The following is a 14,329-nucleotide window of genomic DNA, read 5'->3' as shown; positions in this document are numbered from 1 at the left end:
TTGACCTCTTCTTTTGAATAAATAGAAACGCTGTTTTATAAATCGGTGAAGCGCGTTAGCGGACTCTTTGCGTTTTTGCCATTTCTCGCCCGGCGCTGGCAAATACAAAAAGGTTTCCTCGGAAGTTAGCTTTTACTGTAGCCGTGTAATGGCTCCCTGAATCCGGATACCGGGAGTCCCCCCATTATCTGCAGGGTTAGCAGCAATGAAAACACGTAAGATTGGTTTAATTAACTATTTTGCCTATGGTTCTGGCGACTTTTTAGGGGCGGGGACGACGGCATTAACCGCCGCATGGCTACTCTATTTTTATACGACGTTTTGTGGCCTTACGCCGATTGAAGCCACCTTTATTTTCGCCACTGCCAGGGTGCTGGATGCGGTTGTCAGCCCGCTGATGGGTTTTTTAACGGACAACTTTGGCTCAACCTGGTTGGGTAAGCGCTTCGGGCGACGTAAGTTTTTTATTTTACTGGGAATTCCATGTGTATTCAGCTATTCATTAATGTGGCTTAGCGGTATGGGATTCTGGTATTACCTGTTAACGTATCTGCTGTTTGATGTGGTTTATACCATGATTCTGGTGCCTTATGAGACGCTGGTGCCGGAAATGACCGATGATTTCAAACAGAAGACCCGGTTTTCAGGCGCACGTATTTCAATGGCGCAAATGTCCGCTATTCTGGCGTCATTTCTGCCAGGCGTTCTGCTGACAGCGTTTGGTAAAGGTAACCCGGTCTCTTTCTTCTATGCCAGCCTGGTTTTTTCCGTGTTGTGCGCATTAATGTTGATTTTTGTCTGGTGTTTTACCTGGGAGCGCCCGCGGGAAGCCTGGACGGAAGCCGCGTTGCGCGCCGAAGATGAGAGGAAAAGCCTGACCTTTACCCAGAGCATACGCCGCCTGGTCGTTGAGCTCACTTCTACGCTGCGTATCAGGATTTTCCGTCAGCATCTGGGGATGTATCTGGGAGGGTATATTGCTCAGGACGTATTCAATGCCGTTTTTACCTGGTACGTTGTTTTTGTGCTGATGCAGGATGCTTCCGTCGCCTCGAATTTACTGGGCACCATGGCGACATTCCAGTTCATCGCAGTTATTGCAATGATCCCGCTTTGCATTCGCTTTGGGCCCGCGCCATCTTACCGGATGGTTGTCGTCCTGTTCGGCCTGAGTTCTCTTTCTTATGCCGTGTTGTACTACGCCGGGTTGAGCGATGTCTATGCGTTATTATTATTGGTCTCCGCGTGCGCCGGACTGGGACGTGGCGGCATTAACTACGTACCGTGGAACACTTACACCTATATTGCGGATGTCGATGAGGTCATTACCAGCCAGCGTCGTGAAGGCATTTTCGCCGGGATTATGACGTTAACCCGCAAAGCTTCACAGGCTGGTGCTGTTATGGTGGTCGGAATTGTGATGCAGCTTTCCGGTTTCGTTTCTGGCCAGAGTATGCAACCCGCCGCCGTGAGCCACACCATTCTGCTGATTTTAAGCTGCGGCACGCTGGTTGTGCTTGCCTTTGGCTTCCTTATTTCCCTGCGCTTCAGACTGAATTTGCACACCCACCGTATTTTACGCGAAGAGACGGCCAAAATGCGCGAGTCGGGTTGTACGACGCCGGAAAACATTACACCGCAGGCGCGTGCCGTGGTCGAGATGCTGGCAGGTCTGCCTTATGAATCGCTTTGGGGTAACAACAATATTGGTTATCTGAATCGTAATAAACCCGCTGCACCGGGAGCAACATTACCCGCTGTGCTGAATTCGACACTGAACAGAGGTTAAGTAAATGAAGGTTTATCCAGTCAAACACAGTCCGTTATTGCGTCAACCCGAGCATTTTATCGCCAGGGATGAACTAAAGGCCCTGATTCAAAAGGTGACACATAACCTGGTGAAGATTAAAGATGAAACGGGCGAATTTTTGCTACGACTGGACGACGGACGCGTGATCGATACTAAAGGCTGGGCTGGTTGGGAGTGGACGCACGGCGTAGGTCTGTACGGTATGTATCAATATTACCAACAGACCGGCGACCAGACGATGCGTAAAATTATTGATGACTGGTTTGCCGATCGTTTTGCGGAAGGTGCGACGACAAAAAACGTTAATACGATGGCGCCGTTTTTAACGCTGGCGTACCGCTATGAAGAGACGCGTAACCCAGCGTATTTACCGTGGCTGGAAACATGGGCCGAATGGGCGATGAATGAAATGCCCCGTACTGACCACGGCGGGATGCAACATATCACGCTGGCGGAGGAAAACCATCAGCAGATGTGGGACGATACGCTAATGATGACGGTTCTGCCGCTGGCGAAAATCGGTAAGCTGTTGAACCGGGCGGAATATGTGGAAGAGGCTACCTACCAATTCCTGTTGCATGTGCAAAATCTGATGGATAAAGAGACGGGACTTTGGTTCCACGGCTGGAGCTACGAGGGGCATCATAACTTCGCTAATGCGCGCTGGGCGCGCGGAAACAGTTGGCTGACCATTGTGATCCCGGACTTTCTGGAACTGCTGGACCTGCCGGAAAGTAGCGCGGTGCGTCGTTACCTGGTTCAGGTGCTAAATGCACAGGTTGCCGCGCTGGCGCATTGCCAGGATGAAAGCGGTTTGTGGCATACGCTGCTTGATGATCCACATTCGTATCTTGAGGCTTCTGCAACGGCAGGTTTTACCTACGGCATTCTTAAAGCGGTGCGCAAGCGCTATGTTGATCGTCACTATGCGGTAGTGGCGGAAAACGCTCTTCGGGGCATTGTTCAGCATATCTCGCCAGAAGGCGAACTGCTGCAAACTTCATTTGGTACGGGGATGGGCCATGATCTCGATTTTTATCGTCATATCCCGCTGACGTCTATGCCTTACGGACAGGCGATGGCAATACTCTGCCTGACTGAATATCTGCGTAACTATTTCTGATTTATGCGGCTATTCCTGTAGATACCCGTGCAGCCCGGATAAGGCGTTACGCCGCCATCCGGCTGTACTCTTGCCAGATGGCGCTTCGTTTATCAGACCTGCGGGGCTTGATCCGGCTGCAGGGTATCAGCTTGCGGGTCAAAGAGATGATCAAGGATTTTTCGCATTACAGGCGCGGCGGTAACGCCATCGCTCCCGCCGTTTTCCAGAATCAGGGCGATAGCGACCTTCGGATTTTTATACGGTGCAAAAGCGGTATAAAACACATGATCGCGCAGGCGAATAGGGATCATTTTCGCATTATAGGTCTGATTTTCTTTCAGACTAAAGACCTGTGATGTGCCGCTTTTCGCCGCAATACCGTAGGGCGCAGTATGAAAGAATTTATAGCCCGTACCGTTTGGCGCATTCGCCATGCCATACATCGCCTGACGCACCAGCCCCCAGTATGGCGAAGCGGGATCGGCTATCTGTAGCGATTTCCCTGAAGGACGATACGGCACTACCGTTTTACCGCTCTCTTCATTGAGCAACAGGTGAGGAGCGATCACCTTTCCGTTATTGATAAGCGCCACCATTGCTTTTACCATCTGGATAGGGGTGGCAATCCAGTAACCCTGGCCGATACCGACAGAGATGGTATCACCCTGATACCAGGCTTTTTTATGAACCCGCTGCTTCCATGCCCGGCCGGGAAGCAACCCGTCATACTCTTCATTAAGGTCGATGCCTGTCGGTTTGCCATAACCGAACTGAGACAGCATCGTGTCGATGCGGTCAATTCCCATCATATAAGCGACTTGATAGAAAAAGGTATCTGCCGACTCCTCGATCGCTTTAGTCACGTCCAGCATACCGTGGCCGGTTTTTTTCCAGTCCCGGTAATGTCGCTGTGTGCCGGGAAGCGTCCAGGTTGGTGCGCCAAAGAAGGTTGTTTGCGGCGTAATAATCCCGCTTAACAGGGCGGACATCGCCATGTAAGGTTTCACCGTTGACGCCGGAGGATAAAGCCCTTGCGTAACGCGGTTGATGAGTGGCAGATTTTTATCGTGCAGCAGTTTGCCGTAATCCTGGTAGCTAATGCCTTTTACAAAGGGGTTCGGGTCGTAGCTGGGCATAGATACCATCGCCAGCACGGAACCATCGTGCGGATCTTCAACCAGTACGGCAGCGCGCTGCCCGGCCAGCAAACTTTCAATGTACTCTTGTAAATGGAGATCCAACGTCAGGTGAATGTTCTTACCGGCAATCGGGGGAACGTCTTTCAGCAGGCGGACAATACGCCCGTGATTATCCACCTCGACCTCCTGGTAGCCAGTTTTACCGTGAAGGTCGTTCTCGTAGTAGCGCTCAATTCCCTGCTTACCGATGTTATGGTCTGCTGCGTAGTTCTCCGCCAGTCCTTTTTTATCCAGCGCCTTAAGATCGCTATCGTTTATCTTTGACACATAACCAAGAACATGCGCCAGTTCGGCACCGTAAGGATATTGTCGGTCCTGATAGCTATTTATCGTAACGCCGTTGAAATGGAATTGATTGACTGCAAAACGCGCAATTTCGACATCCGTCAGCGCGTTTTTGAGCACGACTGGACGATAACGACTGCTTGATTTCAGAGCATGGCGGAAATCGGCGATATCATCGGGAGAGAGATCAACGATAGGAGTGAGTTGCTTTAGCAGCGCATCCATATCGGCGATTTTATAGGGCGTAACCGCAATATCATACCAGGTCACGTTACGCACCAGGGGAATACCGTTACGATCATAAATGATGCCGCGCGTTGGCGCGACGGGTAGCATCTTTATATCGTTCTCATTCGAACGAGTGGTGTAGTAGTGATGCTGGCGGATTTGCAAGTTATAGAGATTGAAGATCAGGATACCGAAGCAGACAACCACTACGCCAAATGCCACAATCACACGTCTCAGGAAGAGCTTCTCTTCCGCATCAAAGTCTTTAAAAGTCATTACCTGTACCTGAACAATCTGCCGCCTAATGATACGGGGCGGTCAGCGCCTGCACAGATAAAAGATGTTCCATCTCTCTATAGAAATGTGTCATTCCTTGTGATTTGTTACAGATATACCGCAGTGGCAATAAAAAGGCCTGAGTCCGTTATCCGGCGTCAGGCCTGAGGCTGTAAGCGGTGCGTCGTTTACATGCGTTCTACGGTTTCGATACCCAACGTATCCAGACCCAGTTTCAACGTTTTCGCGGTCAGCTGCGCCAGCTTCAGACGACTGTTACGTACTGCGTCATTCTCAGCGCTGAGTATTGGGCAATGCTCGTAGAAGCCGGAGAACAGCCCAGCCACGTCATACAGATAGGCACACATGACATGTGGCGTACCTTCACGCGCAACCACTGTCAGAGTCTCCTCAAACTGCAGCAGACGGGCAGCCAGTTGTGCTTCACGATCTTCGCTGATGATAACCGGCGCGCTCGCCAGCGCCTGCTCGTCGATGTCCGCCTTACGGAATACAGACAGCACACGCGTATAGGCATACTGCATATAAGGTGCGGTATTGCCTTCGAAAGCCAGCATATTATCCCAGTCAAAGATATAGTCGGTGGTGCGATTTTTTGACAGATCGGCGTATTTCACCGCGCCGATACCCACCGCGTTAGCCAGTTTTTCCAGCTCGTCAGCCGGCATATCCGGATTCTTTTCCGCCACCAGACGACGTGCGCGTTCCAGCGCCTCATCCAGCAGGTCCGCCAGTTTCACCGTACCGCCCGCGCGAGTTTTAAACGGTTTACCGTCTTTACCCAACATCATGCCGAACATGTGATGTTCCAGCGGAACGGAATCCGGTACATAACCGGCTTTACGCACAATGGTCCAGGCCTGCATCAGGTGCTGATGCTGGCGGGAGTCAATGTAATAAAGCACACGGTCAGCGTGCAGCGTTTCATAACGGTATTTGGCGCAGGCGATATCGGTAGTGGTATACAGATAACCGCCATCTTTCTTCTGAATGATGACGCCCATCGGATCGCCTTCCTTGTTTTTAAACTCATCAAGGAAAACCACCGTTGCGCCTTCGCTTTCCACCGCCAGACCTTTGGCCTTCAGATCGGCGACGATGCCCGGCAGCATCGGATTATACAGACTTTCACCCATCACATCGTCACGCGTCAGAGTGACGTTCAGGCGATCATAGGTGATCTGGTTTTGCGTCATCGTGATATCAACCAGCTTACGCCACATCTCACGGAAATAGGCATCACCGCTCTGCAATTTGACGACGTAGTTACGCGCGCGCTCGGCAAACGCTTCATCTTCGTCATAGTGCTTTTTCGCATCGCGGTAAAAGCCTTCAAGATCGGCCAGCGCCATGTCGCCTGCGTTTTCCTGCTGCTGTTTTTCCAGCCAGGCGATAAGCATACCGAACTGGGTACCCCAGTCACCGACGTGGTTAGCGCGAATAACATGATGGCCCAGAAACTCCAGCGTGCGTACTGCCGCATCGCCAATAATCGTGGAGCGCAGATGACCGACATGCATCTCTTTCGCGACGTTGGGCGCGGAATAGTCGACAACAATCGTCTGGCGAGTCGGCTGAGAAATGCCCAGACGATCGGAGGCCAGCGCCTGTTGCACGTGTTCAGCGAGAAAAGCCGGTTCGAGGAAAATATTGATAAAGCCAGGGCCGGCGATTTCAACCTTGCTGGCGATGCCGCTGAGATCCAGATGAGTCAGCACCTGCTCTGCAAGTTGTCGGGGGGCCATACCCAGTTTTTTCGCAACTGCCATCATGCCGTTGGCCTGATAGTCGCCGAACTGAACTTTGGCTGACTGACGAACCTGGGGCTCGCAATCTGCAGGCGCGCCTGCAGCAATCATGGCCTGACTAACTTTTTCTGAGAGAAGAGCCTGAATATTCACCGGAATACCTTACGTTTATGAAGCGGGCTGTATTGCCCGCGCCAGTTTAAGAATTAGGGCGGGAGTATACTGCAAATGCCCGTTGGCGTCAGCATTGCGCACGCGGCGCGTCGCCTGAAATATACGCAACAGTAATTTGCATAAGCATTCAATAAACGCCCAATCAAATCAAAGGTTGGTTGACGGGACGCAACAGCGTAAATTAGCGGTTTTCACAGCAAGAAGAGCGTCCTGATATGGCGAACTGGCAACACATTGACGAACTGCATGATATTTCCGCAGATTTACCGCGATTCACACTGGCGTTCAGAGAACTTTCCACTCGCCTCGGTCTGGAGATTCGTGGCCTTGAGGCCGATCACATTTCATTGCGCTGTCACCAGAATACAACGGCGGAGCGCTGGCGTCGCGGTTTTGAACAGTGTGGCGAGCTACTGTCGGAAAATATCATCAACGGCAGACCGATTTGTCTGTTTAAACTGCATGAACCTGTAGGTGTGGAACACTGGCGGTTTTCTGTCATTGAATTACCGTGGCCGGGAGAAAAACGTTATCCGCACGAAGGGTGGGAGCATATTGAAATCGTACTGCCCGGCGAGCCAGAGACGCTGAATGCAAGGGCCCTGGCGCTGCTGTCGGATGAAGGGCTTAGTCAGCCGGGGATCGTGGTTAAAACCAGCGCGCCGCAAGGTGAGCATGAACGTTTGCCAAACCCGACGCTGGCCGTAACCGATGGCCGGGTCACAGTAAAATTTCATCCGTGGTCGATAGAAGCGATTGTCGCCAGCGAACAGGCAGCGCACTAATTGCCGACAGGAGTGAATATGGCGTTACTTGAGATCTGTTGTTATAGCATGGAGTGCGCACTCACCGCGCAGCAAAACGGCGCGGATCGTATCGAATTGTGTGCTGCGCCAAAAGAAGGGGGACTGACGCCTTCGCTGGGCGTATTACGCAGCGTGTGCGAGCATATTGCGATTCCTGTACATCCGATTATTCGTCCTCGCGGCGGAGATTTTTATTACAGCGACGGCGAATTTGCCGCCATGCTGGAGGATATCCGTCTTGTCAGGGAACTGGGGTTTCCCGGATTAGTGACCGGCGTGCTGACTGTCGATGGCGATGTCGATATGCCGCGGATGGAAAAAATAATGGCGGTAGCCGGACCGCTGGCGGTGACTTTCCACCGCGCCTTTGATATGTGCGCTAATCCCTTCAATGCGCTAAAGAATCTGGCTGACGCAGGCGTAGCAAGAGTGCTCACTTCCGGGCAAAAAGCCGATGCGGCGCAAGGTTTATCAATAATTATGGAACTTATTGCACAGGGAGATGCTCCAATCATTATGGCTGGTGCGGGGGTTCGCGCAAATAACCTGCAGAAGTTCCTCGATGCCGGAGTACGGGAAGTACACAGTTCCGCCGGAGTCTTACTGGCTTCGCCGATGCGCTATCGCAATCAGGGGTTATCAATGTCTGCCGATGGGCAGGCTGATGAGTATTCCCGCTATGCGGTAGAGGGTGCAGCGGTCGCTGAAATGAAAGGAATCATTGTTCGCCATCAGGCCAAATGATTTTTACCGTTGCATCATGTCGCCCAATATGATGCTTGCTCGTACCAGGCCCCTGCCAATTCAACAGGGGCCTTTTTTTCTCCTTCATATTTCAAGCCACAGCAGCGTTGGCCGCCTCGCGCACCCCGGTCACGTAGTGATCTACGCTCCCGGGGATTTGCTGCGTTGCCGCCTTGCTGCAACTTGAACTATTTTGGAGAAACGGTGCTATACGTAACGGTCATTCGGCAATCCATCACGGTTTACGCGCAATCAGCACCGCGCGCTGCGGGGCGGGATAGCCTTCCACCGTCTTGCTGCGATCGTTCGGGTTGAGAAAATCGGCCAGCGATTCGGTCACCATCCATTCGGTGCGACGCTGCTCTTCGGTGGTGGTGACGCAAACGTCAGCAATACGCACATCAATAAAACCGCATTTCTCCAGCCATTTTTTTAACGCTGGCGCGGAAGGGATAAAATAGACGTTACGCATCCGGGCATAACGATCGCCGGGGACCAGTACGGTATTTTCATCACCGTCAACGACCAGCGTTTCGAGCACCAGCTCACCCTCGTTGACCAACTGATCTTTTAACTGCCACAGATGCTCCAGCGGTGAGCGTCGATGATAAAGCACCCCCATTGAAAAGACCGTATCAAACGCTTTTAGCGCCGGGAGTTGTTCAATACCCAACGGCAGCAGGTGCGCGCGCTGATCATTACCCAACAGTTTGCGTACTGCCTCAAACTGGCAGAGGAAAAGTTGTGTAGGGTCGATGCCTACCGCCAGATGCGCGCCTGCGCCAATCATTCGCCACAAGTGATAGCCGCTGCCGCAACCAACATCAAGGATCGTCCGGCCAGTTAAATCTGACAGATGCGGTAGTACGCGATCCCACTTCCAGTCGGAACGCCATTCGGTGTCAATATTCACGCCATACAGCGAGAACGGGCCTTTACGCCACGGCATCAGATTACGCAGTAACGTATCCATGCGCTTTAGCTGACCCTCGCTGAGCGGCGTTTCGCTTTCCGCCGTGACGCTGTGCAGTAAATCCAGACGCCAGGGGGTGAGTTCAGGTAGAAATTCAACGGCGTTCGACCACTGTTTAAACAAGCCATGCTGTTGCTCGCGTTGCCAGGCGGCAATTTGCGCAGGCAACGTTTCCAGCCAGTGGGAAAGATGATTTTTGGCAATGAGCTGATAAAAGTTACCAAACTCGATCATGCGGCAACTCCAGCTTTTAACGCAACAAGCGAACCGAAATTAAAGCACTGGAACCACAGCTCACTGTGTTCGAAACCCGCCTTACGCAGGCGCGCTTTATGCGTTTCAACCGAGTCGGTGAGCATGACGTTTTCCAGCATACTGCGCTTCTGGCTGATCTCCAGTTCGCTGTACCCATTCGCACGTTTAAAGTCGTGGTGCATGTTGAATAACAGCTCGCCCACTTTGGTGTCTTCAAAGCTGAATTTTTCCGATAGTACCAACGCGCCGCCGGGATTTAACCCCTGGTAAATCTTATCCAGCAATGCCTGGCGTTCGGCAGGTTCAAGGAATTGCAGGGTAAAATTCAGCACCACCATCGAGGCGTTCTCAATGGTGATATCGCGGATATCGCCTTCAACGACCTCGACCGGCGTCGGCGCTTTATACGCATTAATATGGCGTCGACAGCGTTCAATCATGGCCGGGGAATTGTCCACGGCAATAATCCGACAATGATCATGACGGATATTACGACGAACCGACAGCGTTGCAGCGCCCAGCGAGCAACCCAGATCGTAGACCTGCGTGCCCGGCTGCACAAAACGTTCGGCCAACATGCCGATCATCGAAATGATAGTAGAATAGCCCGGCACCGAACGTTGGATCATGTCGGGGAAAACTTCGGCTACTCGTTCATCAAAAGTCCAGTCGCCGAGATGGGCGATAGGCGCGGAAAAAAGCGTGTCGCGGTGAGACATAACGTATAAATCCGGAAAAAGAAAGGCGCGTATTGTGCGCTAATACAGAGAGAAAACCAACTCCCAGGGCATATACCAAAGGTTAGCCAGCACCATCAGCAACAAGGCGCACCAGGTGGCGTTCATCCCTGCTCGTCGCCAGCGAAACAGACGATGGTGGAAGCCGTAATAATGCATCAGCCGACCGGCGATTAAAATGATGCCGCAGATATGTACCATCCATGTTTCGGCGCCGTTCATTTCCATAAACAGCAGCAGCACCAGCGCGACAGGTATATATTCTACCGCATTACCATGAATACGGATTGCGCTTTGAAGTTCGCTAAAACCGCCGTCGCCATAGGCGACACGGTATTGCATTCGCAAGCGAACAACATTAAAAGAGAACTTCATTAACAATAACGCACCCAAAACGGCATACAGCGCGCTTACCATACAAACTCCCTTTAAAATGGCTGATGGCACTGTCTATGATAGGGGGCATTTTCAGAAAAGAGAAGATTGCTGTGGAATGGACGGAGCAGCGCCGATTTCCGGTAAGGCGTTGCGCAAATCATGCCAAAGCGTGTTTACCAGTTCCGGTGCCTGCGCAATATCCGGGGTATGTAAAAACAGAAACGGCGTGGTGGTCTGCCGCCACTGTGGGAGCTTCTGCAACCAGGCGGCGAAAAACTCACGGCTTTGCGCCATATTATCACTACCGATGAAACGCACCATCGGATGGCTGGCCGTCACAACCGCATGTACCGGGACTTTGGGCTTTTTCCGCTGCGCGTCGCGGACGGCCTCGTTATGCGGGTGAGCGGCATGTACCGGACGACTATCCAGGATCACTCGGTTTATGCCACGTTCATGTAACCCGCGATTGAGCCGTTGTTCATCCTCGCCTTTGTTGAAAAATAGTGGGTGGCGAACCTCCACCCCATAGGTAAACGTGGCGGGGAGCGCCTCAAGAAACTGCCATAAGGCAGGCAAATCGCGCGGTCCAAAGGCGGCGGGCAACTGCAGCCAGTATTGGCCAATGCGCGTTTCCAGCGGCGCCAGCCGGGTAAAAAATTCCTGCACCAGATCGTCGCAGTGACGTAGTGCGGCCTGGTGAGAAATGGTGGCGGGAAATTTAAAGCAAAAACGGAAATCGTCCGTAGTTTGCGCATACCAGCGATCGACAATTTCCGCTTTCGGCAGTGCGTACAGCGTGGTGTTGCCCTCCACACAATTAAAGTGGCGGGCATACTCTTCCAGACTGGTGATGCCAAGTCGCCCCCATTTTGGGTGTGACCATTGCGGCAAGCCAATGTAGATCATAAGGCGTTTATAATATCCTCTAAGCGGCGTACCCGGCCAATGCGCGGGAAAATATGCGTCATGCTGCCCTGATGCTGCTCACTGCTGGCAGCGCTACAGGCGTCTTCGGCAATAATAAGATTGAATCCCAATTCCCAGGCGTTACGCGCTGTGGATTCGACGCCGATATTGGTTGAAATCCCGCACAATATGATGGTGTCGATACCCCGGCGGCGAAGCTGTAATTCCAGATCGGTACCGTAAAACGCGCCCCACTGGCGTTTAGTCACTTCCAGATCGCTGTCCTTTTTACCCAACGCTGTTGGCCAGGTCCACCAGTTTTCCGGCAACGCTTGCGCAGGCGTTGCGGCATCCACGGGCTGTTTTAACGCTTCGGCATAATCGTCAGACCATCCGACGCGTACCATAACCACGGGCGAGCCGCTGGCTCGACACTTTTCCGCCAGTCGCGCGGCGCGGGTGACCACGTCATTTGCCGTATAAGGGCCACCAGCAAAGGGCAGAATACCCTCCTGTAAATCAATCACCACAAGGGCAGTTGTTGCCGCGTTGAGCTTCAACATGATAATTACTCTCCTAAAAATAGCTGATTTCGTTACACCTTAATCGCGATTAAAGAGGAAAGCGGCGATAAATATTGTTAATTTTTGTGAGCATACGCAATACCCGTGTGAAAAACCCGGGTACAGTCAGTATAAACCCGGAGCTAATCCCGGATGAAACGGCTAAGTAGTCGCCCCCATTCTGGATTGACTCTTATCGTGCGGCAGAATTTCCAGTATAATAGCCGCCTTTTTTCATTCAGTTGTGACATACAGCTAACGCTGCGACTTCGTCGCCTGCATGACAGGCTACAGCCGCCTGCGGCTAAGTTAAGGGATATCTCATGCGTACAGAATATTGCGGACAGCTACGTCTGTCCCACGTGGGGCAGCAGGTGACTCTGTGTGGTTGGGTCAACCGCCGTCGTGATCTTGGCAGCCTGATCTTTATCGATATGCGCGACCGCGAAGGTATTGTGCAGGTGTTTTTCGATCCGGATCGTGCGGACGCGTTAAAGCTGGCCTCCGAACTGCGTAATGAGTTCTGCATCCAGGTTACGGGCACCGTGCGTGCGCGTGACGAGAAAAACGTCAATGCGGATATGGCGACCGGCGAAATTGAAGTGCTGGCGTCTTCTCTCTCTATTATCAACCGCGCAGACTCACTGCCGCTTGATGCCAACCACGTGAACACCGAAGAAGCGCGTCTTAAATACCGCTATCTGGATTTGCGTCGTCCGGAAATGGCGCAACGTCTGAAAACCCGCGCTAAAATTACCAGTCTGGTGCGTCGTTTTATGGACGATCACGGTTTCCTTGATATCGAAACGCCAATGCTGACCAAAGCCACGCCGGAAGGCGCGCGCGACTACCTGGTGCCTTCACGTGTTCATAAAGGTAAATTCTACGCGCTGCCGCAGTCGCCTCAGCTGTTCAAACAGTTGCTGATGATGTCCGGTTTCGACCGCTATTATCAGATAGTCAAATGCTTCCGTGATGAAGACTTACGTGCTGACCGTCAGCCTGAGTTTACCCAGATCGATGTAGAGACCTCTTTCATGACTGCGCCGCAGGTACGTGAAGTGATGGAGGCGTTAGTACGCCATCTGTGGCTGGAAGTGAAAGGCGTGGATCTGGGCGATTTCCCGGTGATGACGTTTGCAGAGGCGGAGCGTCGTTATGGTTCCGACAAACCGGATCTGCGCAACCCGATGGAACTGGTGGATGTCGCTGACCTGCTGAAAACGGTTGAATTCGCGGTCTTCGCGGGCCCAGCAAACGATCCGAAAGGCCGCGTGGCTGCGCTGCGTGTACCGGGCGGTGCACAGCTTAGCCGCAAGCAGATCGACGATTACGGCAGCTTTGTTAAAATCTACGGCGCGAAAGGGCTGGCATATATCAAAGTTAACGAGCGCGCGAAAGGTCTGGACGGAATCAACAGTCCGGTGGCGAAGTTCCTGACGGCGGAAATCGTGGAAGCGATTCTTGAGCGTACTGGTGCGCAGGATGGCGATATGATCTTCTTCGGCGCCGATAACAAAAAAGTGGTTGCCGATGCGCTGGGCGCGCTGCGTCTGAAATTGGGTAAAGACCTGAGCCTGACTGACGAAGATAAATGGGCGCCACTGTGGGTAATTGACTTCCCAATGTTCGAAGACGATGGTGAAGGCGGCCTGACGGCAATGCACCATCCGTTTACCGCTCCGCGCGACATGACGGCGTCGGAACTGAAAGCCGCGCCTGAAGAGGCGGTTGCTAACGCGTATGACATGGTAATTAATGGCTACGAAGTGGGCGGCGGCTCGGTGCGTATTCACAACGGTGAAATGCAACAAACCGTATTTGGTATTCTCGGTATCAATGAGCAGGAGCAGCGTGAAAAATTCGGCTTCCTGCTGGATGCGCTGAAATACGGTACGCCACCGCACGCGGGTCTGGCATTTGGTCTGGACCGTTTGACCATGTTGTTGACGGGGACCGACAATATTCGTGATGTTATCGCCTTCCCGAAAACAACGGCTGCCGCGTGTCTGATGACCGAGGCGCCGAGTTTCGCCAACCAGGCGGCGTTGACTGAACTGGGTATTCAGGTGGTGAAGAAGGCTGGGAATAACTGATATGAACTCTGTACACGACACC

The 14,329-nt window shown here is 52.5% G+C and carries 12 protein-coding genes; 5 read left to right on the top strand and 7 right to left on the bottom strand.

Features of this window, described 5'->3' with window-relative positions; genetic code table 11:
• The first annotated feature begins 205 nt into the window (after positions 1-205).
• Together SBG_RS09000 and bglB are read left to right on the top strand one after the other, a co-directional pair.
• Positions 206-1,789, top strand: a complete 1,584-nt coding sequence (locus SBG_RS09000; protein WP_000857550.1) for an MFS transporter — start codon at positions 206-208, stop codon at positions 1,787-1,789.
• Positions 1,790-1,793: 4 nt separating this feature from the next.
• On the top strand, positions 1,794-2,933 hold the full coding sequence (bglB, locus tag SBG_RS08995) for a beta-galactosidase BglB (protein WP_000870415.1): 1,140 nt from the start codon (positions 1,794-1,796) through the stop codon (positions 2,931-2,933).
• Positions 2,934-3,025: 92 nt separating this feature from the next.
• On the opposite strand, the gene mrdA is transcribed toward bglB, so the two are convergent.
• Both mrdA and argS read right to left on the bottom strand, forming a co-directional pair.
• Positions 3,026-4,903, bottom strand: coding sequence for a penicillin-binding protein 2 (gene mrdA / locus SBG_RS08990; protein WP_000142861.1), 1,878 nt, complete (start codon positions 4,901-4,903; stop codon positions 3,026-3,028).
• Positions 4,904-5,091: 188 nt separating this feature from the next.
• The gene (gene argS, locus SBG_RS08985; protein WP_001025354.1) at positions 5,092-6,825 is read right to left on the bottom strand and encodes an arginine--tRNA ligase; all 1,734 of its coding nucleotides are present in this window, start codon (positions 6,823-6,825) and stop codon (positions 5,092-5,094) included.
• Positions 6,826-7,061: 236 nt separating this feature from the next.
• Between argS and SBG_RS08980 the strand changes: the two genes are divergently transcribed.
• Both SBG_RS08980 and cutC read left to right on the top strand, forming a co-directional pair.
• Positions 7,062-7,631 carry a VOC family protein gene (locus SBG_RS08980; protein WP_000024791.1) on the top strand — a complete coding sequence of 190 codons (570 nt, stop codon included), beginning with the start codon at positions 7,062-7,064 and terminating at the stop codon, positions 7,629-7,631.
• Between the two features lie 18 nt (positions 7,632-7,649).
• Complete coding sequence (cutC, locus tag SBG_RS08975; RefSeq protein WP_001185712.1) at positions 7,650-8,396, top strand: copper homeostasis protein CutC; 747 nt, start codon at positions 7,650-7,652, stop codon at positions 8,394-8,396.
• Between the two features lie 235 nt (positions 8,397-8,631).
• Here cutC and cmoB read toward each other — a convergent pair whose 3' ends face one another.
• From cmoB to SBG_RS08950, 5 genes are read right to left on the bottom strand one after another with little or no spacing between them, the layout of a single operon-like run.
• Positions 8,632-9,603, bottom strand: coding sequence for a tRNA 5-methoxyuridine(34)/uridine 5-oxyacetic acid(34) synthase CmoB (gene cmoB / locus SBG_RS08970; protein WP_000569031.1), 972 nt, complete (start codon positions 9,601-9,603; stop codon positions 8,632-8,634).
• Positions 9,600-10,343, bottom strand: coding sequence for a carboxy-S-adenosyl-L-methionine synthase CmoA (cmoA, locus tag SBG_RS08965; protein WP_000019580.1), 744 nt, complete (start codon positions 10,341-10,343; stop codon positions 9,600-9,602). Before cmoA ends, cmoB begins: the two co-directional genes overlap by 4 nt.
• 39 nt (positions 10,344-10,382) lie before the next feature.
• Positions 10,383-10,778 carry an MAPEG family protein gene (locus SBG_RS08960; protein WP_000252974.1) on the bottom strand — a complete coding sequence of 132 codons (396 nt, stop codon included), beginning with the start codon at positions 10,776-10,778 and terminating at the stop codon, positions 10,383-10,385.
• Positions 10,779-10,829: 51 nt separating this feature from the next.
• Positions 10,830-11,648, bottom strand: a complete 819-nt coding sequence (locus tag SBG_RS08955) for a DUF72 domain-containing protein (protein WP_000639244.1) — start codon at positions 11,646-11,648, stop codon at positions 10,830-10,832.
• Positions 11,645-12,211 carry a hydrolase gene (locus tag SBG_RS08950; protein WP_000916142.1) on the bottom strand — a complete coding sequence of 189 codons (567 nt, stop codon included), beginning with the start codon at positions 12,209-12,211 and terminating at the stop codon, positions 11,645-11,647. The genes SBG_RS08955 and SBG_RS08950 overlap by 4 nt, the downstream gene beginning before the upstream one ends.
• 323 nt (positions 12,212-12,534) lie before the next feature.
• Between SBG_RS08950 and aspS the strand changes: the two genes are divergently transcribed.
• Positions 12,535-14,307 (top strand): aspartate--tRNA ligase, encoded by a 1,773-nt coding sequence (gene aspS / locus SBG_RS08945; protein ID WP_001258693.1) that lies wholly within the window; start codon positions 12,535-12,537, stop codon positions 14,305-14,307.
• The last annotated feature ends 22 nt before the right edge of the window (positions 14,308-14,329 follow it).

The sequence above is a fragment of the Salmonella bongori NCTC 12419 genome (assembly GCF_000252995.1).
Lineage (GTDB): Bacteria > Pseudomonadota > Gammaproteobacteria > Enterobacterales > Enterobacteriaceae > Salmonella > Salmonella bongori.
The sequence above is the reverse complement of the archived record's forward strand: the minus strand, read 5'-3'. Positions and strand labels throughout refer to the sequence as shown.

Coding starts and splice junctions, on each gene's coding strand:
- SBG_RS08980 (WP_000024791.1), top strand. CDS start 7,062: ATGGCGAACTGGCAACACATTGACGAACTGCATGATATTTCCGCAGAT.
- SBG_RS09000 (WP_000857550.1), top strand. CDS start 206: ATGAAAACACGTAAGATTGGTTTAATTAACTATTTTGCCTATGGTTCT.
- SBG_RS08950 (WP_000916142.1), bottom strand. CDS start 12,211: ATGTTGAAGCTCAACGCGGCAACAACTGCCCTTGTGGTGATTGATTTA.
- SBG_RS08960 (WP_000252974.1), bottom strand. CDS start 10,778: ATGGTAAGCGCGCTGTATGCCGTTTTGGGTGCGTTATTGTTAATGAAG.
- bglB (WP_000870415.1), top strand. CDS start 1,794: ATGAAGGTTTATCCAGTCAAACACAGTCCGTTATTGCGTCAACCCGAG.
- aspS (WP_001258693.1), top strand. CDS start 12,535: ATGCGTACAGAATATTGCGGACAGCTACGTCTGTCCCACGTGGGGCAG.
- SBG_RS08955 (WP_000639244.1), bottom strand. CDS start 11,648: ATGATCTACATTGGCTTGCCGCAATGGTCACACCCAAAATGGGGGCGA.
- cutC (WP_001185712.1), top strand. CDS start 7,650: ATGGCGTTACTTGAGATCTGTTGTTATAGCATGGAGTGCGCACTCACC.
- cmoA (WP_000019580.1), bottom strand. CDS start 10,343: ATGTCTCACCGCGACACGCTTTTTTCCGCGCCTATCGCCCATCTCGGC.
- cmoB (WP_000569031.1), bottom strand. CDS start 9,603: ATGATCGAGTTTGGTAACTTTTATCAGCTCATTGCCAAAAATCATCTT.
- mrdA (WP_000142861.1), bottom strand. CDS start 4,903: ATGACTTTTAAAGACTTTGATGCGGAAGAGAAGCTCTTCCTGAGACGT.